Source organism: Nocardioides sp. W7 (assembly GCF_022919075.1).
GTDB lineage: Bacteria > Actinomycetota > Actinomycetes > Propionibacteriales > Nocardioidaceae > Nocardioides.
On the sequence record NZ_CP095078.1, the window covers coordinates 5,211,396 to 5,233,231 of the forward strand.

25 protein-coding genes are annotated in these 21,836 nt (G+C 73.3%); 10 read left to right on the forward strand and 15 right to left on the reverse strand.

All coding sequences use genetic code 11. The features are described from left to right. Entirely contained in the window at window positions 1-1,155 is a 1,155-nt protein-coding gene (locus MUB56_RS24380) for a histidine kinase (RefSeq protein ID WP_244929600.1), read from the forward strand. Beyond that, window positions 1,152-1,805: a response regulator transcription factor gene (locus MUB56_RS24385; protein ID WP_244929601.1), complete on the forward strand. Its 654-nt coding sequence runs from the start codon at window positions 1,152-1,154 to the stop codon at window positions 1,803-1,805. Before MUB56_RS24380 ends, MUB56_RS24385 begins: the two co-directional genes overlap by 4 nt. A 101-nt stretch (window positions 1,806-1,906) precedes the next feature. On the opposite strand, the gene MUB56_RS24390 is transcribed toward MUB56_RS24385, so the two are convergent. From MUB56_RS24390 to MUB56_RS24405, 4 genes are all read right to left on the reverse strand, one after another. Continuing rightward, window positions 1,907-3,664, reverse strand: a complete 1,758-nt coding sequence (locus tag MUB56_RS24390) for an ABC transporter ATP-binding protein (RefSeq protein WP_244929602.1) — start codon at window positions 3,662-3,664, stop codon at window positions 1,907-1,909. Beyond that, window positions 3,661-5,319, reverse strand: coding sequence for an ABC transporter ATP-binding protein (locus tag MUB56_RS24395; RefSeq protein WP_244929603.1), 1,659 nt, complete (start codon window positions 5,317-5,319; stop codon window positions 3,661-3,663). Before MUB56_RS24395 ends, MUB56_RS24390 begins: the two co-directional genes overlap by 4 nt. A 52-nt stretch (window positions 5,320-5,371) precedes the next feature. After that, a complete protein-coding gene (locus MUB56_RS24400) occupies window positions 5,372-6,160 on the reverse strand; it encodes an MBL fold metallo-hydrolase (RefSeq protein ID WP_244929604.1) in 789 nt (262 codons plus the stop codon). 96 nt (window positions 6,161-6,256) lie between these two features. After that, the gene (locus MUB56_RS24405; RefSeq protein WP_244929605.1) at window positions 6,257-6,646 is read right to left on the reverse strand and encodes a helix-turn-helix domain-containing protein; all 390 of its coding nucleotides are present in this window, start codon (window positions 6,644-6,646) and stop codon (window positions 6,257-6,259) included. Between the two features lie 95 nt (window positions 6,647-6,741). Between MUB56_RS24405 and MUB56_RS24410 the strand changes: the two genes are divergently transcribed. Genes MUB56_RS24410 through MUB56_RS24420 form a run of 3 tightly spaced genes read left to right on the forward strand, consistent with a single transcriptional unit; the run spans window position 6,742 to window position 9,356 of the window. Continuing rightward, window positions 6,742-7,599, forward strand: coding sequence for an SDR family oxidoreductase (locus MUB56_RS24410; protein WP_244929606.1), 858 nt, complete (start codon window positions 6,742-6,744; stop codon window positions 7,597-7,599). Window positions 7,600-7,638: 39 nt separating this feature from the next. Then, window positions 7,639-8,682 carry an alkaline phosphatase family protein gene (locus tag MUB56_RS24415; RefSeq protein ID WP_244929607.1) on the forward strand — a complete coding sequence of 348 codons (1,044 nt, stop codon included), beginning with the start codon at window positions 7,639-7,641 and terminating at the stop codon, window positions 8,680-8,682. Continuing rightward, window positions 8,679-9,356, forward strand: coding sequence for a PAS domain-containing protein (locus tag MUB56_RS24420; protein ID WP_244929608.1), 678 nt, complete (start codon window positions 8,679-8,681; stop codon window positions 9,354-9,356). Before MUB56_RS24415 ends, MUB56_RS24420 begins: the two co-directional genes overlap by 4 nt. On the opposite strand, the gene dtd is transcribed toward MUB56_RS24420, so the two are convergent. The 3 genes from dtd to MUB56_RS24435 are packed head-to-tail and all read right to left on the reverse strand — an operon-like array spanning window position 9,328 to window position 11,808. Next, window positions 9,328-9,759, reverse strand: a complete 432-nt coding sequence (gene dtd / locus MUB56_RS24425) for a D-aminoacyl-tRNA deacylase (protein ID WP_244929609.1) — start codon at window positions 9,757-9,759, stop codon at window positions 9,328-9,330. The two genes, MUB56_RS24420 and dtd, sit on opposite strands and share 29 nt — an antisense overlap. Window position 9,760: 1 nt before the next feature. Next, entirely contained in the window at window positions 9,761-10,870 is a 1,110-nt protein-coding gene (locus MUB56_RS24430) for a DUF3152 domain-containing protein (protein ID WP_244929610.1), read from the reverse strand. Beyond that, on the reverse strand, window positions 10,861-11,808 hold the full coding sequence (locus tag MUB56_RS24435; RefSeq protein WP_244929611.1) for a pyridoxal-phosphate dependent enzyme: 948 nt from the start codon (window positions 11,806-11,808) through the stop codon (window positions 10,861-10,863). The genes MUB56_RS24430 and MUB56_RS24435 overlap by 10 nt, the downstream gene beginning before the upstream one ends. 89 nt (window positions 11,809-11,897) lie before the next feature. On the opposite strand from MUB56_RS24435, the gene MUB56_RS24440 reads away from it, so the two are divergent. Genes MUB56_RS24440 through MUB56_RS24455 form a run of 4 tightly spaced genes read left to right on the forward strand, consistent with a single transcriptional unit; the run spans window position 11,898 to window position 15,478 of the window. After that, the gene (locus tag MUB56_RS24440) at window positions 11,898-12,833 is read left to right on the forward strand and encodes an ABC transporter ATP-binding protein (RefSeq protein ID WP_244929612.1); all 936 of its coding nucleotides are present in this window, start codon (window positions 11,898-11,900) and stop codon (window positions 12,831-12,833) included. After that, a complete protein-coding gene (locus tag MUB56_RS24445) occupies window positions 12,830-13,585 on the forward strand; it encodes an ABC transporter permease (protein ID WP_244929613.1) in 756 nt (251 codons plus the stop codon). The genes MUB56_RS24440 and MUB56_RS24445 overlap by 4 nt, the downstream gene beginning before the upstream one ends. A 13-nt stretch (window positions 13,586-13,598) precedes the next feature. Beyond that, window positions 13,599-14,843 (forward strand): sensor histidine kinase, encoded by a 1,245-nt coding sequence (locus MUB56_RS24450; RefSeq protein ID WP_244929614.1) that lies wholly within the window; start codon window positions 13,599-13,601, stop codon window positions 14,841-14,843. Beyond that, on the forward strand, window positions 14,840-15,478 hold the full coding sequence (locus MUB56_RS24455; protein WP_280637333.1) for a response regulator transcription factor: 639 nt from the start codon (window positions 14,840-14,842) through the stop codon (window positions 15,476-15,478). The genes MUB56_RS24450 and MUB56_RS24455 overlap by 4 nt, the downstream gene beginning before the upstream one ends. Before the next feature lie 91 nt (window positions 15,479-15,569). Here MUB56_RS24455 and MUB56_RS24460 read toward each other — a convergent pair whose 3' ends face one another. The 6 genes from MUB56_RS24460 to MUB56_RS24485 are packed head-to-tail and all read right to left on the reverse strand — an operon-like array spanning window position 15,570 to window position 19,158. Continuing rightward, window positions 15,570-16,133, reverse strand: a complete 564-nt coding sequence (locus MUB56_RS24460) for an NYN domain-containing protein (RefSeq protein WP_244929615.1) — start codon at window positions 16,131-16,133, stop codon at window positions 15,570-15,572. A gap of 4 nt (window positions 16,134-16,137) precedes the next feature. Beyond that, the gene (locus MUB56_RS24465; RefSeq protein WP_244929616.1) at window positions 16,138-16,416 is read right to left on the reverse strand and encodes a MoaD/ThiS family protein; all 279 of its coding nucleotides are present in this window, start codon (window positions 16,414-16,416) and stop codon (window positions 16,138-16,140) included. A gap of 27 nt (window positions 16,417-16,443) precedes the next feature. Then, window positions 16,444-16,878, reverse strand: a complete 435-nt coding sequence (locus tag MUB56_RS24470; protein WP_244929617.1) for a M67 family metallopeptidase — start codon at window positions 16,876-16,878, stop codon at window positions 16,444-16,446. Further along, window positions 16,872-18,116, reverse strand: coding sequence for an MFS transporter (locus MUB56_RS24475; RefSeq protein WP_244929618.1), 1,245 nt, complete (start codon window positions 18,114-18,116; stop codon window positions 16,872-16,874). The genes MUB56_RS24470 and MUB56_RS24475 overlap by 7 nt, the downstream gene beginning before the upstream one ends. 53 nt (window positions 18,117-18,169) lie before the next feature. Then, a complete protein-coding gene (locus MUB56_RS24480) occupies window positions 18,170-18,646 on the reverse strand; it encodes a MarR family winged helix-turn-helix transcriptional regulator (RefSeq protein ID WP_244929619.1) in 477 nt (158 codons plus the stop codon). A gap of 44 nt (window positions 18,647-18,690) precedes the next feature. Beyond that, the gene (locus MUB56_RS24485) at window positions 18,691-19,158 is read right to left on the reverse strand and encodes an NUDIX domain-containing protein (RefSeq protein WP_244929620.1); all 468 of its coding nucleotides are present in this window, start codon (window positions 19,156-19,158) and stop codon (window positions 18,691-18,693) included. Between the two features lie 264 nt (window positions 19,159-19,422). Here MUB56_RS24485 and gdhA point away from each other — a divergent pair, with 264 nt between their 5' ends. After that, entirely contained in the window at window positions 19,423-20,760 is a 1,338-nt protein-coding gene (gdhA, locus tag MUB56_RS24490) for an NADP-specific glutamate dehydrogenase (RefSeq protein ID WP_244932468.1), read from the forward strand. A 185-nt stretch (window positions 20,761-20,945) separates the two neighbouring features. On the opposite strand, the gene MUB56_RS24495 is transcribed toward gdhA, so the two are convergent. Further along, window positions 20,946-21,533: a DUF2017 domain-containing protein gene (locus MUB56_RS24495; RefSeq protein ID WP_244929621.1), complete on the reverse strand. Its 588-nt coding sequence runs from the start codon at window positions 21,531-21,533 to the stop codon at window positions 20,946-20,948. 7 nt (window positions 21,534-21,540) lie between these two features. Then, window positions 21,541-21,834 (reverse strand): ATP-dependent Clp protease adapter ClpS, encoded by a 294-nt coding sequence (clpS, locus tag MUB56_RS24500; protein ID WP_244929622.1) that lies wholly within the window; start codon window positions 21,832-21,834, stop codon window positions 21,541-21,543. Between the last annotated feature and the right edge of the window lie 2 nt (window positions 21,835-21,836).

A 21,836-nucleotide genomic window follows, 5' to 3' on the forward strand; every position in this document is an offset into this window, starting at 1 on the left:
GTGGACCGGCCGACCCCCGAGGAGTACCAGCCGTCCCTGTCGGCGTGGGGACACATCTGGCGGAACCTCGTCATGCTGTTCGTCAGCGGCATGGTGTGGGCAACCGTCGTCGACCAGCAGTCCGAGCTCGTCTTCGTGCTCGACCTGGCCCTCGGGCTGGTGTCGTTCGTGCTGGTGTCCTTCCGGCGCCGCTGGCCGCTCGCGATCGCGATCGCGACCAACGTCCTGGGGATCGTCTCCGCGACCGCGGCCGGGCCGGCCTCCCTGTCCCTGGTCTCGCTGGCCACCGGGCGGCGCTGGAAGCAGGTCATCCCGCTCGCCGTGCTCGGCTTCGTCTCTGCCCAGGCCTTCGCGATGATCAACCCGCCGGCGCAGTCGGAGCCCTGGTGGCTCACCGTCTCCACCAACGCCATCTTCATCGCGGCGTTGACCGCCTGGGGCATGTACCTCGGCTCCCGGCGCGAGCTGCTCTGGACGCTGCGCAACCGGGCCGAGCGGGCCGAGGCCGAGCAGGAGCTGCGCTCCGCCCACGCCCGTGACAACGAGCGCGCCCGGATCGCCCGCGAGATGCACGACGTGCTGGCCCACCGGATCTCGCAGATCTCGATGCACGCCGGCGCGCTCGGCTTCCGCGAGGACCTCACCGCGCAGCAGATGCGGGCGAGCGCCGTCGTCATCCAGGAGACCGCCCACGAGGCGCTCACCGACCTGCGGGGCGTGCTCGGCGTGCTCCGCGACCGCGAGACGGGCGAGCTCACCAGCGTCCCGCAGCCGACGTACGCCGACCTGGCCGCCCTGGTCGACGAGGCCGGGTCCGCAGGCCCGCGGGTGGAGTACGACGACCTGATCCCCCGCACCGAGACGGTGCCGGACGTGGTCGGCCGGACGCTCTACCGGATCGTCCAGGAGGGCATCACCAACGCCCGCAAGCACGCCCCCGGGGCGCTGCTGGCGATCCGGGTCAGCGGCTCCCCCGACGACGGCGTCGACGTCATCATGCGCAACCCGATCGGCTTCGGACCGACCGGGACCCCCGGCTCGGGGTTGGGCCTGGTGGGGCTGTGCGAACGGGCCGAGCTGCGCGGCGGCCACCTCACGCACGGGCGCGACGGGTCGACGTTCGTCCTGCACGCCTGGATACCGTGGGCCACGTGAGCATCCGCGTCCTGGTCGTCGACGACGACCCGCTGGTCCGGTCCGCGCTCGGACTGATGCTGGGCGGCCAGACGGACGTCGAAGTCGTCGGTGAGGCGCAGAACGGGCGCGAAGGGCTCGCCCTGGCGGCGTCGCTGCGTCCCGACGTGGTGCTGATGGACATCCGGATGCCGGTCCTCGACGGGCTGACCGCGACCCGCGAGCTGCACCGCCGGCCGCAGCCGCCGCACGTGATCGTGCTGACGACCTTCGACGCCGACGACCACGTGGTGGAGGCGCTCGGCGCTGGCGCCGACGGGTTCCTGCTCAAGGACACCCCGCCCGCCCAGATCCTCGACGCGATCCGCGCGGTCGCGCTCGGCGAGCCGATGCTCTCCCCGTCGGCCACCCGCACCCTCATCGACCGGCTGCGGTCCGGTCCGGACGGCGAGCGGGTCGCGGCCGCGACGGTCCGGCTGGCGCTGCTCACCGACCGGGAGCGTGACGTCGCGCTCGCCGTCGGCCGCGGGCTCAGCAACGCCGAGATCGCCGGCGAGCTGCACCTGTCGGTGCCCACCGTCAAGGCGCACGTCTCCCGGCTCTTCGACAAGCTCGCGGTCACCAACCGGGTCCAGATCGCGATCTGCGTGCACCACGCCGGCCTGGCCTGAGGCGCGGGGGTCGGGGTAGTCCGTCACACAGGGGTGGTCTGGCGGACCGATCGTCCCCCTGGTGTGACGGAGTACCCCGACGGGATCTCCCCCGGGGGGACCTAGCCGGTCGGGCTCTCCCAGGCGGCCCACAGCTCGGCGTACCGGCCGCCGGCGGCGACCAGGTCGTCGTGCGAGCCGGACTCGACGACGGCGCCGTGGTCGAGGACCAGGATCAGGTCGGAGCGCTGGGCCTGGCTGAGTCGGTGGGCGACGACGAGGGCGGCGCGACCGCGGGTGACGGCGTCGGCGGCGGTGTCGAGCTCGCGGGCGCCGAGCGAGCCGGCCTCCGCCGTCGCCTCGTCGAGTACGACGACCGCGGGGTCGACCAGCAGCACCCGGGCCAGAGCGACCTGCTGGGCCTGCGCGGGCGTGAGCGCGTGCCCGTCCTCGCCGACCAGGGTGTCCAGCCCGTCGGGCAGCGTGGCGACCCAGCCGTTCGCGGACACCGCGGCCAGTGCCTCGGTCAGCTCGGCGTCGGAGGGCTGGTCGACCGCGGCCAGCAGCAGGTTCTCGCGCACGGTGCCGGCGAAGACGTGCACCTCCTGGCTGACCAGGCCGACCCGCCGGCGCAGCAGGGCCGGGTCGAGGGTGCCGAGGTCCACCGGCCCCAGCCGTACCGATCCGGTCGTCGGCACGAGCACCCCGGCGGCGACGGCCGCGAGCGTGGTCTTGCCGGCCCCGCTCGCGCCCACCAGGGCCACCCGCTGCCCGGGCTCGACGACGAGGTCGACGCCGCCGAGCACCGGCCGCCCCGGCGCGTATTGGTGACCGATCCCGCTGAGCACCAGCGGACCCGCGGCCGGCTCCGCCGGGGCGCCGTACGTCGGCGCGGGGAGCGCGGCGACGCCCACCAGCCGGGTCAGCGACGCGGCGGTGACCTGCAGGTCGTTGACCAGGAACAGCAGCAGGCTGATCGGGTTGAACAGCCGGTGGAAGAAGAGCGCGGCGGTGGTGACCGCACCGACGCTGGCCTCGCCGCCGTCGACCAGGAGGTAGCCGACGCCCAGGATCACGAGCAGCCCGAGGCACTCAGTACCGTTGGTGCGCCCGCCGAAGCGGCCGTAGAGGTGGAAGACGTCGAGCGAGATCCGCAGGGTGTCGTGGGAGCGGGCGTCGACCTCGGCGGCGGCCGGCTCCTCGGTGCGGAAGGAGCGCAGGGTCGGCAGTCCGCGCAGCGCGGAGACCAGCGCCTGCGCCCGCTCGCCCGTGGCGACCCGCTCGCGGGCGTAGTACGGCGCGGACCGCGGGAGGTACCACCGCAGGGCCTGCACGTAGAAGGGCACGGTCACGAGTCCGGCGAGCCCCAGTCGCCAGTCGAGGGTGAACAGGCCGCCGACCGTCAGCAGGATCGTGGTGAGCGAGGCGAGCACCAGCGGCACGAACTGGCTGACCGAGCGCGCGACGACCCGGGCGTCGTCCCCGACCCGGGAGAGCAGGTCTCCGGAGCCGGCGGCCTCGACCCGCGCGGCGTCCAGGGACAGCGCCCGGGCGAGCACCTGCTGGCGCAGCGTGGCCAGCGCGGGCTCGACGGCGCGGGCGAGCAGCTCCACCGACACCGCCGACAGCACCCCGCCCACGACCGCCGCACCGGCGATCAGCCAGAACGCCCGGGTCAGCGCCCCACTCGTGCCGGAGCCGCCGTCGAGGAGCCGGTCGACCAGGTCGCCGAGGACGTACGGCGCCAGCAGGCCGGTGGCCGAGGCCCCGAGGAACGCCGCCACCGCGACGGTGAGCGCGAGTGGCCGCTGCCGCAGCAGCCGCCAGAGGTGGGTCGCCGACTCGCGGGCGGTCGCGACCGGCAGCAGGTCGCGACTCACCGCAGCACGGCCGTCCGGTACGCCGGGTCGCGCGCGAGCAGGTCGACGTGCGGGCCGGTGCCGACGCAGCCGTCTGCTGAGACGTGCACGACCCGGTCGGCGACGGCGAGCAGCGCCGGGCTGCTGGTGAGCACGACCGCGATCCCGTCAGCGGGCAGCGCGGCCCGCAGCCGGGCGGCGATGTCGTGCTCGGTCACCGCGTCGACCGCGGTGGTGGGGTCCTGGAGCACCAGCACCGGGGGTCGCGCGGCGAGCGCTCGAGCGAGCGCGAGGCGCTGTCGCTGCCCGCCGGAGAGGGAGGTCCCGCCGGCAGCGACCTCGCGGTCCAGGCCCGCGGGGTCCAGCTCGACCACGTCGTCGAGGGCGGAGGCGCTCAGCACGGTGGGCCAGTCGGGCTCGCCGTGGGTCCGGACGTTGGAGCGCAGGGTGCCCTCGAAGACGTCGACGTGATGGCGTACGACGAGCACGTGCGCGCGCCTGGCGGCCAGCCCGACCTCGTCGAGCGCGACGCCGCCGATCCGGATCCCCGGAGCGGGTACGACGCCCGCGAGCTCGTCGAGCAGCCGGTCCCCGCCCGTCGGGTCCGCGAGGACCACCCCGACCAGCTCGCCCGGCTCGGCCCGGAGCAGCCCGGGCACCTCCAGCGGGCCGGGCGCGACGTCGCTCGCGCCGGCGTCGACCACGGCGTACGGCTCGCCCAGCACCTCGACCACCCGCCGGCCCGACGCCCAGCAGGTGGCGGAGTAGGCCGCGATCTCGCCGAGGCTCCGCAGCGGCTCCCCGAGGAACTGCGCGAGCCCGACCACGGCGATGAACTGGCCGATGGTGATGTCGCCGTCGAGCGCCCGGTGCCCGGCGAGCAGGGCCACGGCAGCGAGGAACACGCCGCTGAGCGCGGTCGTGGTGCCGGTCATCAGGCCGGTGGACCGTGCGGCCAGGATGCCCGCGCCCACCGCCTGCTCGCTGGCCTCGGTGTAGGTCCGCGTCGCCGCGGTCTCGCCACCGACGCCCTTGAGCACGCGCAGCCCCGCGACCAGGTCGGCGGCCAGGCCGCTGGCCCGGGCGATCCGCCCCTGCTGCTCGCCGGCGTCCCGCGACATCCGCGGCGCCAGCAGCTGCACCACCCCGAGGACCAGCGGCACCCCGAGCAGCACCACGAGGCCGAGCAGCAGGTCGACGCGCAGGAGGTAGACGGCGGCCACGGCGATCGCACCGACCGCCGCGATGGCGAAGCCGATCATTCGCATCACGTCGGCGGCCAGCTCGGCGTCGGAGGTCGCGACCGAGAGGGTCTCCCCCGGCAGCCGGCCGCGGGTGCTGCCCCGGGGGTCGAGGACCCGCCGGACCACCTCGCCACGGAGGAGGTGGCTCTCGTACTGCGCGACCGCGTAGCCCGCCCGCGAGCCGTAGCGGTAGCCGGTCGAGAGCACCAGGAACAGCACCACCAGGACTGCGAACCACAGCAGCAGCCGGGTGCCGTCGCCGGTCGCCACTGCGTCGTCGATCACCAGGCCGATGGCGACCGGGACCAGCGCCTCACAGATGTTCCAGACGGCCACCAGGCCGATCGACCGGAGCATCGGCCCGCGGTGGCGCCGCAGGGTGCGGCGGTAGAGCGCGACCACGGTCGCCGGGGTCTCGCTCGCTCCGGGCACGACGGGTAAGGCTAGCCTCACCTCGACGAGGGACCGCAGACGGCCCGCCCGCTCAGACCTGACGGCCGACCGCGTGCAGCTCGTACGTCGCCCCGGCCCGGGCGAGATCCAGCGGGCCGTCGTACTCCGGCCGCGCCTCGGCGAGCGCATCCTGCGGGTCGTGCCACGGCGGGACGTGGGTGAGCACCAGGCGCCGCACGCCGACCCGCGAGGCGAACTCGCCGCAGTCGGCGCCGGTCATGTGCAGGTTGGGCGGGTTGTCGACGCCGACGCGGAAGGACGCCTCGGCGAGCATCAGGTCCGCTCCGGCGGCGACCTGGTCCAGCGCGGCACACGGTCCGGTGTCGCCGCTGTAGCCGACGACGACGCCGTCCACGCTGACCCGCAGGGCGTACGCCGGGACCGGGTGGTCGACCGCGACCGGCAGCACCGAGAAGGGGCCCACCTCGATCGGGCCGACCCACTCGCGGAAGTCGAACTCGTCGTTCATGCCCGGGTCCACGGGAAGGTCGTAGGCGCGGGCCAGCCGGTCGGCGGTCCCGACCGGGCCCCAGACGGGGATCCGCGGCTGCGGGCCCGTGGGGTGGTACTTGCGCAGCACGTAGTAGCCGCACAGGTCCAGGCAGTGGTCGGCGTGCAGGTGGCTCAGCAGCACGGCGTCGATGGTGAGCGGGTCGGCGTACCGGTGCAGGGTGCCGAGGGCGCCGTTGCCCAGGTCGAGCAGCACCCGCCAGGTGCGCAGGCCGGTGCCGTCGTCGTGCTCGGCCTCGAGGAGGTAGCAGCTCGCGGGCGAGTCGGGGCCGGGGTAGGAGCCCGAGCAGCCGACGATCGTGAGCCTCACGCGGGTCCTCCGGCGCGGGTCCCAGCAACGGTCATGGCGAGCACCAGAGCAACGTTAGGCGAACGGTCACGTCCGCGCACGGGACGGCGATCCACGTCACGCGTGCTGGTCGTCACTCCGATCGAGCATCGAGTCGGCGTGCTGGGCGATCCAGGCCATCAGCGGGACGAGCCGCTCGACGAGTCCCCGCCCCAGCGGCGTCAGGGAGTACTCCACGTGCGGTGGGACGACCGGCCGGGCGTCGCGGCGGACCAGCCCGTCCTGCTCGAGGGTCCGCAGGGTCTGGGCGAGCATCTTCTCGCTGACCCCCTCGGCCCGCCGCCGCAGCTCGCTCCAGCGCAGCGGCTCCCCGTCCGAGAGCGACGCGAGGACCAGCGGCGCCCACTTGCTCATCACGTGGTCCAGGACGACGCGCGTCGGGCAGTCGCGGGTGAAGGCCTGGTCGGGGAAGGCGGACGCGAGGCGGCCGGGAGTACTTACTGCCATGCCAGTACCTTACTTGAAAGTGGGTACTAACCGTAGGGAAGTATTGAGCCAGGTGGTCCGTTGGGTCCGGTGACACCCCATCGAAAGGCGCTCCCATGACCGTGCTCGTCACCGGCACCTCCGGCCACCTCGGCCGCCTCACCGTCCTCGCCCTCCTGGACCGCGGCGTGCCCGCCGGCGAGATCGTCGCGACCGCCCGCGACCTCACCGCGATCACCGACCTGGCCGAGCGGGGTGTGCAGACCCGCCGCGCCGACTACGGCGACCCGGCCTCCCTGGACGCCGCCCTCGCCGGCGTCGACCGGGTGCTGCTGGTCTCCTCCAACGCCGTCGGCGCCCGTCTCGAGCACCACCGCAACGTCATCGACGCCGCGGCCCGCGCCGACGTCGCGCTGCTCGCCTACACGAGCGTGCTCCGCGCGGACACCAGCAGCCTCGGGCTGGCCGCCGACCACCTCGCCACCGAGGACGCGCTGAAGCAGAGCGGCGTGCCGTTCACCCTGCTGCGCAACGGCTGGTACACCGAGAACTACACCGCGAACGCCGCCCCCGCGGTCGCGACCGGCCAGGTGCTCGGCGCGGCCGGCGACGGCCGGGTCAGCGCCGCCACCCGGCGCGACTTCGCCGACGCGGCCGCGGTGGTGCTCGCCGACGGCGAGCACGCGGGCGCGGTCTACGAGCTCGCCGGCGACGACGCGTTCACGATGACCGAGTACGCCGCCGCCCTGAGCGCCGCGACCGGACACGAGATCGGCTACACCGACCTGCCGGCCGAGGAGTACGCCTCGGTCCTGGAGTCAGCCGGCGTGCCGGTCCCGTTCGCCGAGCTGCTCGCCGGCTCCGACCGAGGTATCGCGGCCGGCGACCTGGAGGATCACAGCGGCACGCTGGCCCGCCTGATCGGCCGGCCCACCACGCCGCTCGCCGACGCGCTGCGCGACACCGCGCTGTAACCCACCCGACCAACGGCCCGGCGCCGTACCGTTGGCCGGGTGCGTTCCTCTGCTGCCCTCGTCCTGACCGCGACCCTCGTCCTCACCGGCGGGGCGGTGGCGAGCGGACCGGCCATCGCGATCCCCGAGCCGTTCCGGGCCCGGACCACGACCGAGACACCGGCCCCGGTCGCTCGCGCCGACGCGGGCGCCCGGGTGCTGGCGATCTCGGTCGACGGGCTGAACCCCGCGGCGATCCGCCGGCTGGGACCGACGCGCGCCCCGGTGCTGACCCGGCTCCTCGCCGAGGGGGCGGCCACCCTCAACGCCCGGTCCTCGCGCGAGCTGACGATCACCCTGCCTAACCACACCACGATGGTCACCGGCCGCCGGATCGCCAAGAGCTCCGGCGGCCACGGCGTGACCTGGAACGACGACCTCGCCGGCCGCACCGTGCACGGCGCGGCGGAGCACCGGGTCTCCTCGGTCTTCAGCGTCGTGGCCCGGGCGGGGGGCGAGTCGGCGGTGTTCGCCGGCAAGACCAAGTTCAGCCTGTTCGACCGCTCGTGGCCGGCTGCGGTCGACCGGTCCACCATCGACACCGACCCGGTCGCGCTGGTCCGGGCGGCGCGCGCCGACCTGCGGCGCGCCGACCGCGAGCTCACGTTCCTCCACCTCGCCCTGCCCGACAAGGCCGGCCACGACGCGGGCTTCATGTCCACCCGCTACCTCGACGAGGTCGCCCGCACCGACCGGCTGCTGGGCCGGGTGGTCCGCACGATCGAGCGGACCCCGGCGCTCGCCGAGCACCTCACGCTCGTCCTCACCGCCGACCACGGCGGCCGCGGCGCCGATCACGGCGACCGCATGCGGCTGGCCAACTATCGGATCCCGTTCGTCGTCTGGGGCGCCGGCGTCACGGCCGGGGATCTCTACGCCCTGAACCCGCAGCGCGCGGACCCGGGCCACGGGCGTCCGTCGTACGACGCGCGACGCCAGCCGGTCCGCAACGGCGACCTGGCCAACCTGGTCACCGGGCTGCTCGGCCTGCCGGCCGTGCCCGGCAGCGAGTTCGACGACGGCCAGGACCTGGTGGTCCGGTGAGCGCCGAGGAGGAGCTGGCGACGCTCGTCCAGCGCGTCGACAACGCCCAGCGGCTCGCCGACATGGGCGACTACGACTGGCACATCCCGACCGACACCAACCGCTGGTCCGACCAGCTGTTCCGGATCTACGGCTACGAGCCGCAGGGCATCGACCCGTCGTACGACGTGTTCCTGGCGCACGTGCACCCCGACGACCGGGAGATGGTCCGGGCCGTGCACGCCCACGCGCACGCCACCGGCGAGGGCTGGACGATCGTGGAGCGGATCGTGCGGGCCGACGGCGAGGTGCGGCACCTGTCCACCAACGGCCAGGTCGTCACCGACGCCGACGGCACGCCGGTGCGGATGCGCGGCACCTGCGTCGACATCACCGACCGGGTCCGGGCCGAGGAGGCCCGGGAGGAGCACGCCGCCCACCTCGCCGAGGCCAACGTGCGGCGCCGGCAGGCGGTCGAGATCAACGACAAGGTGGTGCAGGGGCTGACCGCCGCGCTCTACGCCCTCGAGCTCGACGACGTCGAGCGGTGCACGTCGTACCTCACGCACACGCTGGAGGCCGCCCGCCGGATGATGGGCGACCTGGTGAGCCCGATCGACGGCGAGCTCGCACCGGGCGACCTGGTCCGCTCCACCGCGGCGACGCTCAGGACGGAGTCTCCAGCAGCAGGGTGACCGGCCCGTCGTTGACCGACTCGACCTGCATGTCCGCGCCGAAGACGCCCCGCTCGACGTGCGCGCCGAGCCGGTTCAGCTCCGCGCAGAACGCGTCGTAGAGGGGCTCGCTGACCGGGCCGGGCGCGGCCTGCTGCCAGGTCGGCCGGCGGCCCTTGCGGGCGTCGGCGTACAGCGTGAACTGGCTGACCGCCAGCACCGGCGCCCGCTCGTCGGAGGCCGACCGCTCGTCGCGCAGGATGCGCAGCTCCCAGGTCTTGCGGGCCAGCCACGCGACCTCGGTCGGTCCGTCGTCGTGGGTGATCCCGACGTAGACCAGCAGGCCGGGCTCCTCGATCGCACCGACGACCTCGCCGTCGACCCGGACCCGGGCGCTGCTCACCCGCTGGACGACCGCGCGCACCTCAGCGCACCCGGCCGAGCTCGGCCGCGGTCGGGAACGGGTTGAACCGGCAGCCCCCGAGGCCCTTGGACTGCTGCTGCATCACCGGCGCCGGCCGGCCGCGCCCGGAGCAGCCGGCGTGGCCGAAGCCGAGCCAGTGGCCGGTCTCGTGGTTGACGACCATGTGGCGGTAGTCGCGCAGCGACCCGTCGGCTGCGTTCCAGGCCGGCGAGGCGTGCTGCCAGCGGGTCTGGTTGATGACCACGTAGCGACCGACCCGGCAGCTCCACTCGGCGCTGCACACCGGCGAGAAGCCGGGCACCCGGCTCGCCTCGGCCAGCACCACCGTGAACGTGCCACCGCCCTTGACCTGGCGGAAGCGAACCCCGGCGCCGCGCCAGCCGCGCGGGTCGTCGTACGTCTGCTGGACCAGGCGGCGGAAGGTCTTCAGGCTCGCGGTGACCCGGCCGCGGGTCTGGACGTCGTACGTCACCGTGCGGCGTACGCCGACCCGGTGGTCGACCCGACCGCGCGGGCGCGACGTGCGCGAGGCCCAGCCGTGGCCCGGCGCGCGGACGGCGACCCGGACCCGCAGCGAGCGGCCGACGTCGCGCGGGGAGATCTCGTGGCGGCGGCCGGTCTCGCCCTGGATGGGCCGACCGTCGCGCAGCCACTGGTAGCGCACCCGGGTCGGGCGGGTCGACCAGCGGCCGGGGTCGGCGCGGACGGTGCGGCCGTAGCGCAGCGTGCCGGTGACGGCGGGACGCTGGCGGTTCCGGAGTACGGCCCGGCGCACCGGCGCGGTCTCGTCCGAGGTGGCGGACCCGGCTCCCGAGCCGTCGGTCGCGGTCACCGTGACGGCCAGCCGCGCGCCCAGGTCGTCGAGCGCGATCCGGTAACGCCGCTCGGTGGCGCCGCCGATCGGGGCACCGTCGCGCAGCCACTGGAAGGAGTACGACGCCGGCGCCGGCGTCCAGCCCCCGACGTCGGCGGCCAGCACCTCGTCGTACGTCGGCACGCCGGTGACCACCGGGAGGCTGGTGCTGACGGGTGCAGCGGCCGCGGGCGTGGCCGGGAGCACCGCCCCCGCGAGCGCGAGGACGACGGCGAGCGCGAGGGCCCTCAGGCCCACAGCTGCCCTTCGAGCCGGTCCTCGGCCTGGTCGACGGTGCCCTCGTAGGCCCCGGTGGAGAGGTACTTCCAGCCGCCGTCGGCGACCACGAACGCGATGTCGGCGCTCTCGCCGGCCTGGACCGCCTTGGCGGCCTGGCCGAGCGCGGCGTGCAGGATCGCGCCGGTGGAGATGCCGGCGAAGATGCCCTCGAGCTCCAGCAGCTCCCGGACCCGGCGCACGGCGTCGCGCGGGCCGACGGAGAAGCGGGCGTCGATCAGGTCCGCGTCGTACAGCTCGGGGACGAAGCCCTCGTCGAGGTTGCGCAGGCCGTAGACGAGCTCGCCGTACCGCGGCTCGGCGGCGACGATGCGCACCTCCGGCTTGGCGGTGCGGAAGTAGCGGGAGACGCCCATCAGGGTGCCGGTGGTGCCGAGGCCGGCGACGAAGTGGGTGATCGATGGCAGGTCGGCGAGCAGCTCGGGGCCGGTGCCCTCCTCGTGCGCGAGCGCGTTGGACGCGTTGCCGTACTGGTAGAGCATCACCCAGTCGGGGTGCTCCGCGGCCACCTGCTTGGCGACCCGGACGGCCTCGTTGGAGCCGCCGGCGGCGGGCGAGGAGATGATCTCCGCGCCCCACATCCGCAGCAGCTGGCGGCGCTCCTCGGAGGTGTTCTCCGGCATCACGCAGACGATCCGGTAGCCCTTGAGCTTGGCCGCCATCGCCAGCGAGATGCCGGTGTTGCCGGACGTCGGCTCCAGGATCGTGCAGCCGGGGCGCAGCGCGCCGTTCTTCTCCGCCTCCTCGATCATCTTCAGGGCCGGGCGGTCCTTGATCGAGCCGGTCGGGTTGCGGTCCTCGAGCTTCGCCCAGAGACGTACGTCGGGGCTCGGCGAGAGCCTCGGCAGACCGACCAGCGGGGTGCCGCCGACCGAGGCGAGCAGGTTGTCGAAGCGCATGTCCCCAGCATGACATCCACCGATCGGTTGACCCGTCTCGCCGCCGGATGCCCGATGTGCGAGACGTCGCCGACCGGGAGGCTGGAGCCATGCCCACCCCACCCACCGAGCCCGCCGTCGAGGTCGACGGCCTCCGCAAGACCTACGGCGCGAAAGTCGCCGTCGCCGACGTCGGCTTCACCGTTCAGCGCGGTGAGGTCTTCGGCATCCTCGGCCCGAACGGCGCGGGGAAGACCACGACGGTCGAGGCGATCGCCGGCATCCGGGTCGGCGACGCCGGCCGGATCCGAGTGCTCGGGATCGACCCCTGGACCGAGCGCGAGGCGCTGACCCGGGTGCTGTCGATCCAGCTCCAGGAGAGCCGCCTGCAGGCGAAGATCACCGTCCGGGAGGCGCTGGAGCTCTGGTCGGCGCTGTACGACGAACCGGTGCCCTGGGGCGAGGTCGCCGAGCGACTCGGACTCACCGAGCACCTCGGCCGCCGGTTCGGCGACCTCAGCGGCGGCCAGCAGCAGCGGCTCTCCGTCGCGCTCGCCCTCGTCGCGCGTCCGGAGGTGGTGATCCTCGACGAGCTGAGCACCGGGCTGGACCCCCGCGCCCGCCGCGACGTGTGGCAGGTGGTGCGCGACCTGCGCGCCGCGGGTGTGACGGTGCTGCTGGTCACCCACTCGATGGAGGAGGCCCAGGCGCTGTGTGACCGCGTCGCGATCATCGACGGAGGGCGGATCCGCGCCCTCGACACCCCCGCGGGGCTGATCCGCACCGCGGGCGAGGCGACGACGATGACGTTCGTGCCGTCGGCACCGATCGACCTCGGGGCGCTGCGCGCGCTGTCCGACGTGCGCTCGGTGCACGCCGAGGACGGCACCGTGGTCGTCACGGGCGACGAGGACGTCGCCGTCACCGTGGTGACGACCCTCGTCGCGCAGGGCGTCGTACCCAAGCGGCTGGACGTGACCTCCGGCTCGCTGGACACCGCCTACCTGGACCTCACCGCCACCGACCGGACGGAGGAGCCCGCGTGAGCACCCTCATCACCCCCGGCGCCCGCGCCGTGCTGCGCACCGAGGCGAGGCTCTTCGGCCGCGAGCTCACCTCGCTCTTCTGGATCCTGGTCTTCCCCACCGCGCTGCTGTGCATCCTCGGGGCGATCCCGAGCTTCCGCGAGCCGGACCCGGAGCTGGGCGGGCTGCGCCTCGTCGATCTGTACCTCCCGGTCACGATCCTGCTGTCGATGATCATGGCCGCGGTGATGTCGATGCCTCCCGTCGTCTTCGCCTACCGCGAGAGCGGGGTGCTGCGCCGGCTGAGCACGACGCCGCTCGGGCCGGGCGCCCTGCTCGGCGCCCAGGTGCTGCTGCACGCCGCCGCCGTCGTCACCTCGTCGCTGCTCGCGCTCGTGGTGGGCCGGCTGGTCCTCGACGTCCCGTTCCCCGACTCCCTCCTCGGCTACGGGCTGGCCCACGTGCTCGCACTGACCGCGGCGTTCTCGATCGGCGCCGTCGTCACCTCGGTCTCCCCCGACGCTCGGACCGGCAACGTGATCGGCATGCTCGTGTTCTTCCCGGCGATGTTCACCGCGGGCGTGTACCTGCCGGTCCAGGCGATGCCGGACCCGCTGCGCGACGTCCTCGGCTACACGCCCCTGACCGCGGCCGCCGAGGCGATGACCGAGGCGCTGGACGGCGGGTTCCCCGACGGGCAGCACCTGCTGGTGGTCGCCGTCTGGGCAGCGGTGCTCTCGCTGCTCGCGGTGCGCACCTTCCGCTGGGAGTGAGAGGGTACGACGCATGAGCGCGACCGTCGCCGGCGAGCAGGACTGGGACCGCGCCTTCCGACACCTCCCCCTGGTGCTGCTCGCCGTCGCCACGGTCGTCGCCCTCGCGACCGGACCGGTGGCGGGCGCGACCTCGCCCGGCTGGCGCCTGGTCGCCCAGCTCGCACTCGCCGCGGTGACCGGAGCCTGCCTGGCCTGGTGGGCCTACGTCCGGCCCCTCGCGACGGCCTCGGCCAGCACCCCGTTCCGATACACCCTGCGGACCCTCCTGGCCTTCGCGCTCACCGTGCTCAACCCGCTGTTCTGCGTCTTCGGCTGGATCGGGTTCGCCGACGCCACGGACACCTTCCGCGGACGCGGGGTGTGGCTGGCGTTCGCCGCGACCGCGGTGGTCATGGCCACCGGTCAGTCGGGCGGCCTGCCCATCGGCTCCGTGGGCCAGGTCGTGTTCTACCTGGCGCTGTTCGCCTTGAACTTCGGCCTGGCGGCCGCCATGGGGCGGTACGCGATCCACGTCGAGCGGACGAGCGAGGATCGCGCGGTCGCGATCACCGACCTGGAGCGGGTCAACGCCAGCCTCGAGGCGGCCATCGCCCGCAACGAGGCGCTGCAGCAGACCGTCGTGGCCCAGGCCCGGGTCGCCGGCGTCCAGGAGGAGCGGCAGCGCCTGGCCCGGGAGATCCACGACACCCTCGCGCAGTCGCTCGCCGCCGTGGTCGCCCAGCTGCAGGCCGCCGAGCAGGAGCCGGAGCCGGCGTCCCGGATCGCCCGGGCCGCCGAGCTGGCGCGCGGCGCGCTCGCCGAGGCGCGCCGCTCGGTGCTGGACCTGGCGCCGCAGCCGCTCGACGGCGCCTCGCTCCCGGACGCGCTGGAGCTGGTCGTGCGGGACTGGGCCGGCGACCGCGCCGAGGTGCGCGCCGACGTGGTCGTGACCGGCACCCCCGAGACGCTGCACCCCGAGGTCGAGGCGACGGTGCTGCGCGTCGCCCAGGAGTCGCTGACCAACGTGGCCAAGCACGCCGCCGCCGCCCGGGTCGGCGTGACCCTGTCGTACGACGGCGACGAGGTGGTGCTCGACGTGCGCGACGACGGCGTCGGCTTCGACCCGGACCGTCCCGCCCCCGAGGGCTCGTTCGGGCTGCGCGCCATGCGCCAGCGCGCCGAGCGGCTCGCCGGCGTACTCGCCCTGGAGTCCCGGCCGGGCGGCGGCACCGCCGTGTCGGTCCGGCTTCCGGCCCTCGCCCGGGAGGCCGCGTGAGCGGCGCGACGATCCGGATCGTGGTGGCCGACGACCACCCGGTGGTGCGCGACGGGGTGCGCAGCATGCTCAGCTCGGTGCCCGACTTCGAGGTCGTCGGTGAGGCGGCGAGCGGTCCCGAGGCCGTGACCCAGGTGCTCGCGAGCGACCCGGACGTGGTCGTGATGGACCTGCGGATGCCGGGTGGTGACGGCGTCGCCGCCGTCGGGGAGCTGCGGCGACTCGGTGCCCGCGCAGCGGTGCTGGTGCTCACGACGTACGACACCGACGCCGACACCGTGGCCGCCATCGAGGCGGGCGCGACCGGCTACCTGCTGAAGGACACGCCGGCCGAGCGGCTCTTCGAGTCCGTCCGCGCCACCGCGGCCGGCGAGACCGTGCTCTCCCCCGCTGTCGTCGCCCGGCTCGCCTCGCACGTGCGCTCGCCGTCCGGTGGCGCGGCGCTCAGCGCGCGCGAGCGCGAGGTGCTGGCGCTGGTCGCCCGCGGCACCTCCAACCGCGCCATCGCCGAGGCGCTCTTCGTCAGCGAGGCCACCGTGAAGACCCATCTGGTGCACGTCTACGACAAGCTCGGCGCCGCCGACCGCGCGGCCGCCGTGGCCATCGCCTACGACCGAGGCATTCTCGGCGGGTGACCCTCCCGCACCCGCCGAGTCAGCACCAATGGTGGGCCGAGTCAGCAGAAGTAGCGCGCCGAGTCAGCACTACTGGTGCTGACTCGGCGAGTCAGCGCAGGAAGTACTCGGGGTCGAAGTCGGCGAGCGGGATGATCTTCACCCGCGGCAACGGCTGGTTGAAGGCGTTGACGTCGTCCTCGAGGTCGTACATCGGGATGCCGAGCGCGGTGAGCTGGGTGCTCATGTACTCGCGCAGCCCGATCAGGCCGACCCGGCGGTGCCCGTCGATCAGGCCCGCGACCTGGCGCACGAAGTCGGCGTCGTGGCTGGCCAACAGCACGTCGGCGTCGTCGTGCGCCGCCAGCGCCTCCAGGGTGCGCTGAATGCCGACGTCGACGACCTTCTCGTCGCCCGAGCCGGACAGCGGGATCGGGCGGTAGTCCATCGCCAGCAGCGCCTGCACGAAGGAGTGCGGCAGCGTGCCGTTGGAGGCGTTGAGGAAGAACAGCCCGGTGACGGGCTGCTGGAGGACCTGCGCGGCGAACTGGGTGACCCGCTCCCAGCGGGGCCGCTCGTCCGGGGTGGGGCGGCGGCCCAGCAGGGAGTTGCCGAGCGTCGCGTCGATGTTCTCGCCGTCGACGAGGACGAAGGTACGACGCTCGGCGGCGCTCACGAGGTCAGACCGACCCACCGGCGACGGCGGGGAGTACGACGACCTGGTCGCCGTCCTTCAGCGTGGCCTCGAGGCCGCCGATGAAGCGGACGTCCTCGTCGTTGATGTAGACGTTGACGAACCGGCGCAGGTCGCCGTTGTCGAGCAGGCGGTCCTTGATGCCGGGGTGGTTGGCCTCGAGGTCGTCGATCAGCGCGCTCAGGCTGGCGCCGTCGCCACTGACCGCCTTCTCGCCGTCGGTGTACGTGCGCAGGATGGTCGGGATCCGGACCTCGATGGCCATGACGTGGGTGCTCCTCGGTAGCTCTGCTCAGCGGGCGCTGAGCTCGGGGACGACGGTGACCACTTCCTCGGTCACCTCGCCGTCGACGATTCTGTAGGACCTGAACTCCACGGGACCCTCGTTATTCCCGTGCTCACGGGTGCTGACCAGCACGTAGTGCGCGTTCGGCTCGCTCGCCAGCCCGATGTCGGTGCGGCTGGGGTAGGCCTCCGTCGCGGTGTGCGAGTGGTAGACGACCACCGGCTCCTCGTCGTTCGCGTCCATGTCCTTGTAGAGCTGGAACAGGTCGGTGGAGTCGAACTCGTAGAAGGTCGGGCTGCCGGCGGCGTTGACCATCTCGACGAACCGCTCGGGCCGGTCGCTGCCCTCCGGGCCGGCGACGATCCCGCAGGCCTCGTCGGGATGGTCCCGCTTGGCGTGCGCGACGATGGCGTCGTAGGTCGCCTGGGAGATGGTCAGCACCGCTCCAGACTAGGTGCCGACGCGGTCGTGGGGGTTATCGGCCCGGCCACCGGACGGCCGGTCCAGAGGTACGACGACGCCGCGGTCCCGACGGCCAGCACCCCGGCGGCGAGCAGCAGCCCGATGCTCTGCCCGCTGGCAGCGGCGACCGCTGCGACGACGGCCAGCCCCACCGCTCCCCCGAGCTGCTGGGTGGTGCTGACCAGTCCGCTGGCCGCGCCGGTGTCGCCCGCCCCGACGGCGGCCATGGCGATGCCGGTGACCTGCGGCATCGCGAGCCCGAAGCCCACCCCCACCACCGCCAGCGCGGGCGCGACGTCGACCCAGTAGCGGCCGTCCTCGGGGAAGCGGGCCAGCACCGCCAGCCCGGCCACGAACGCGACCAGCCCGCCGGTGAGCACGCGTTCGGCGCCGTACCTCTCGGCGAGCCGGGACGAGACCACGAGCGAGGAGACGGCGATGGCGGCGGTGACGGTGAGGTAGGACAGGCCGGTGCGCAGCGGCGGGTAGCCGAGCACGTCCTGCAGGTAGAGCCCGCTCAGGAACTGGAAGCTGAAGCCTGCGACCGTCATCGTGAACAGCACCGCGTTGGCGACCAGGAAGCGTCGGTCGGCGAGCACCCGGCGCGGCACCAGCGGCACCCGCGCCGCCAGGCCGGCGCGTAGCCCGGTGCCCGGGTGCTCGTCGACGAACCGCAGACCGGCGACCAGGACGGCCAGCCCGAACGGTGCGTTGACGAGGAAGACCCACCGCCAGCCGGCGAGCTCGGTCAGCACCCCGCCGGCCACCACGCCGACCGAGGCGCCCGCGGCCCCGACGAAGGCGAGCAGCCCGAAGGCACGCCCGCGCGCGGCGGGGTCGTCGTACAGCTGGGCGATCAGCCCGAGCACCACGGCGGTGCTCAGCGCTCCCCCGACCCCCTGGACGACCCGCGCGGCCACCAGCGACGCCGGACTCCAGGCGAGTCCGCAGGCGAGCGAGGCGAGGGTGAAGAGAGCGACGCCGGCCAGGAAGACCCGACGCGGCCCGATCAGGTCACCGAGCCGGCCGGCCGGGAGCAGCAGGACGGCGAACGCGACGAAGAAGCCGTTGACGACCCAGGCCAGCCCGGCATCGGAGAAGCCGAGGTCTCGGCGGATCGCGGGCAGTGCGACGTTCACGATCGTGCCGTCGAGGATCACCATCAGCTGGGTCGTGGCCAGCACGGTCAGCGCGAGGAGGCGGCGAGTTCCGGTCATGAAAGCGACCGTAACAGATCGTTCCTTACAAAACTATCTTTTGTGGATTCACCTCAGGAAGCAGCCTTGGGCTGACGGCGCCGCTGGGGCGCGGTGTGCTGCGGCGTCGCCCACGGTCCGACAACCAGCACCGTCAGCGCCTCGAGGAAGGTACGACGGGTCGCGTCGTCCAGCACCGACAGCGACGACTCGACCGCCTCGTCGACCACCTCATAGGCCCGCTGCAACAGCTTGCGGCCCTTCGGGGTGACCGCCACGACCCGCGCCCGCCGGTCCGAGCTCGACACTCTCCGCTCGGCCAGCCCTGCCTTCTCGAGGCCGTCCAGGGTCGAGACCATGGTGGTCTTGTCCAACCCGGCGAGCTCGGCGACGGCGTTCTGGGTGCGCTCCCCCTCGGCCGCCTTCATCAGCACGCAGAACTCGCGGACCGTGAGGCCCAGTCCGCTCAGCGCCCCGCCCAGCTGGGCGGCGAAGGCGTAGGAGGACTGGTTCAGCAGGAAGGACAGGTCGAGGCGTCCGTCGGAGCTCATGTCCCGACGTTAGCAAATAGTTCGTCAGTGGAACTGTTCCGCACTCAGACGGCGAATCGCGGCGTGATCTCCCCGGACAGCGCGGCCTCGATCCGGGGCAGCAGGAAGTCGCTCATCGGCGGCAGGTCGTCGACCGGCCACCAGCGCACGTCGGTGTTCTCGTCGTCGGCGGCGTACGGCTCGCCCGAGAGCCACGAGCAGGTGAAGGTCAGGTCGAGGTAGACGCCGAGGTCGCCGTTGCCGTGGGTGATCTGCGGGCTCACGCTGACCGAGGCCAGCCGGTCGACCGAGATCTCGACCCCGGTCTCCTCCAGCGCCTCCCGGCGGGCGGCGACCCCGGGCTCCTCCCCCGGGTCGACGATCCCGGTGATCGGCGCCCACTGGCCGTTGTCGGCGCGCAGGGTGAGCAGGATCCGGTCGTCGCGCACGACCACGGCGGTCACCGCGGGCAGCCACAGCTCATGGCTTCCGACCAGCTTGCGGAGCTCGACGACGAACGGCGGGATCGGCATGCCGGTCAGCCTAGTGTCGCGGGTTGGAGGTTGTTGACCGGTTGGCGTGCTCAGGGTGGGTGGCTCGCCAGGCGCCGGCGCGACGCCGTACTCGTTCGTCCTGCGAGCGTCGGCAACGCCGCGAGGTGCGTGCTCCGGGTGCGAAGCGCACAAGAACTTCCGACCCGCGGCACTCGGCAGCACAGATCACACTCGGGCGGCCCCGTGCCCGGCCCCCTCGAGGCCCGGTGACGGACGCCACCTAACCTGCTGGCCATGGCCGTCATCGACCCGCTCCTGGAGAGCCACTACGAGACCGTGCTGGCCCGCAACGCCGGCGAGACGGAGTTCCACCAGGCCGTCGCCGAGGTGCTGGAGTCGCTGGGGCCCGTCGTACGACGGCACCCCGACTACCTCCACCACGCCGTCATCGAGCGGATCTGCGAGCCCGAGCGCCAGCTGATCTTCCGGGTGCCGTGGACCGACGACGCCAACCAGGTGCAGATCAACCGGGCGTTCCGCGTCGAGTTCAACTCCGCCCTCGGCCCGTTCAAGGGCGGCCTGCGCTTCCACCCGTCGGTCTACCTCGGCATCGTGAAGTTCCTCGGCTTCGAGCAGATCTTCAAGAACGCCCTCACCGGGCTGCCGATCGGCGGCGGCAAAGGCGGGTCGGACTTCGACCCCAAGGGCAAGAGCGACGCCGAGGTGATGCGGTTCTGCCAGTCGCTGATGACCGAGCTCTACCGCCACCTCGGCGAGTACACCGACGTCCCCGCGGGCGACATCGGCGTCGGTGGCCGCGAGATCGGCTACCTCTTCGGGCAGTACAAGCGGATCACCAACCGCTACGAGTCCGGTGTGCTGACCGGCAAGGGCCTGTCGTACGGCGGCTCCCAGGTCCGTACCGAGGCCACCGGCTACGGGACGGTGTTCTTCACCGAGCAGATGCTGGCCACGGCGAACTCCTCGCTCTCGGGCCGCCGGGTGATCGTGTCGGGATCCGGCAACGTCGCGATCTACGCCGCTGAGAAGGCCATCGAGTTCGGCGCCCAGGTCGTCGCCTGCTCCGACTCCGCCGGCTACGTCGTCGACGAGGCCGGCCTCGACCTGGCGCTGCTGCGCCAGATCAAGGAGGTCGACCGGGCCCGGATCTCGGCGTACGCCGAGCAGCGGCCCGGGGCGTCGTACGTCGCGGGCGGCCGGGTGTGGGACGTGCCGTGCGAGGTCGCGCTGCCGTGCGCCACCCAGAACGAGCTCGACGGCGCCGCGGCCCGGACCCTGGTCGAGAACGGCGTGCGCGCGGTCGCCGAGGGCGCCAACATGCCGTGCACCCCCGATGCGGTGCGGGTCTTCCAGGAGGCCGGGGTGCTCTTCGCACCCGGCAAGGCCGCCAACGCGGGCGGCGTCGCGACCAGCGCCCTGGAGATGCAGCAGAACGCCTCGCGCGACTCGTGGAGCTTCGAGCACACCGAGGCCCGCCTGCACGACATCATGGTCGGGCTGCACGAGCGCTGCGCCACCGCGGCCGACGACTACGGCCTGCCCGGCAACTACGTCGCGGGCGCGAACATCGCCAGCTTCCTGCGAGTCGCCGACGCCATGCTCGCCCAGGGCGTGGTCTGACCTTCCCCCTGCTCCAGCTCGCCGACCCGTCACATTCTCGGCAGTTTTCGCGGCGTGTCGGGCGAGGATTGACGGTTCGATGACCGGACGCGCCGTACTGCTCAGCGAACCGTCAATCTTGGTACGACACACCGCGAAAAGTGCCGATTGATTGACGGGTCGGCGGGGCTTCAGGGGGCGCTGCGTCAGTCGCCGCTGAGGGCCAGGACGAGGGTCTCCTGGAGCTGGCCGATCCACTCGTAGATGTCGTGGATCTGGGCGCGCGGGTCCTCGTCGGGCAGGGCGTACCAGAACTCCTCGTCGCCCTCCTCGATCCCCAGCCGGGTGGCCAGCGCGAGCCGCAGGTCGGTGAAGGAGCGCATCCAGGCCACGGCCTCGGGCTCCTCCAGCTCCACGTCGATCATCAGCCCGTCCTCGGCCAGCTCGGGCGGCAGGCCGGCCTCCTCGAGGCCGTCGATGATCGCGACCGCCGCGGCGGCCTTGCCGTCGCGCAGCCCGCCCTCGGTGAACCGGCGGAACTCCGAGGCGGCCTCCTCGTCGTCGGGGTACGCCGTCGGGAACAGCCGCGCGAGCACCGGGTCCTCGGGCTCGCTCGTCGGGCCGCTGAAGTCCATCAGCGCCTCGAACGGGTCGCGGTCGTCGCGCGGGACGGCCGCCTCGTTGCGCAGCAGCTCGACCAGCTGGGACGCCAGCGTGCGCAGCAGGTCGGCCTCGAGGCCCGAGAACGTCGCGATGATCCGCTGGCTGCGCCGGTGCCGGTGGAAACCACTCAAACCGGGATCACTCCTGCTTCTCCATCGTGGCCCACAGGCCGTACTCGTGCATCGCCTGCACGTCGCGCTCCATCTCCTCGCGCGAGCCGGAGCTGACCACCGACTTGCCGTCCTCGTGGACCTCCATCATCAGCTTCTCGGCCTTCTTCTTCTCGTAGCCGAAGTACTTGCGGAAGACGTAGGTGACGTACGACATCAGGTTGACCGGGTCGTTCCACACGATCGTCACCCAGGGCGTGGAGCGGAGAGTGAGCTCGTCCGGGGTGAGGATCGGCTCGACCTCGACGGGGGCGGAGGACACCA

Bases quoted from the DNA above. Each gene is read 5' to 3' on its own strand.
- MUB56_RS24410 (WP_244929606.1), top strand. From the start codon at position 6,742: ATGACCGTGCTCGTCACCGGCACCTCCGGCCACCTCGGCCGCCTCACC.
- MUB56_RS24485 (WP_244929620.1), bottom strand. From the start codon at position 19,158: ATGCCGATCCCGCCGTTCGTCGTCGAGCTCCGCAAGCTGGTCGGAAGC.
- MUB56_RS24435 (WP_244929611.1), bottom strand. From the start codon at position 11,808: ATGCGCTTCGACAACCTGCTCGCCTCGGTCGGCGGCACCCCGCTGGTC.
- MUB56_RS24450 (WP_244929614.1), top strand. From the start codon at position 13,599: ATGAGCGCGACCGTCGCCGGCGAGCAGGACTGGGACCGCGCCTTCCGA.
- MUB56_RS24480 (WP_244929619.1), bottom strand. From the start codon at position 18,646: ATGAGCTCCGACGGACGCCTCGACCTGTCCTTCCTGCTGAACCAGTCC.
- MUB56_RS24465 (WP_244929616.1), bottom strand. From the start codon at position 16,416: ATGGCCATCGAGGTCCGGATCCCGACCATCCTGCGCACGTACACCGAC.
- MUB56_RS24440 (WP_244929612.1), top strand. From the start codon at position 11,898: ATGCCCACCCCACCCACCGAGCCCGCCGTCGAGGTCGACGGCCTCCGC.
- MUB56_RS24475 (WP_244929618.1), bottom strand. From the start codon at position 18,116: ATGACCGGAACTCGCCGCCTCCTCGCGCTGACCGTGCTGGCCACGACC.
- MUB56_RS24405 (WP_244929605.1), bottom strand. From the start codon at position 6,646: ATGGCAGTAAGTACTCCCGGCCGCCTCGCGTCCGCCTTCCCCGACCAG.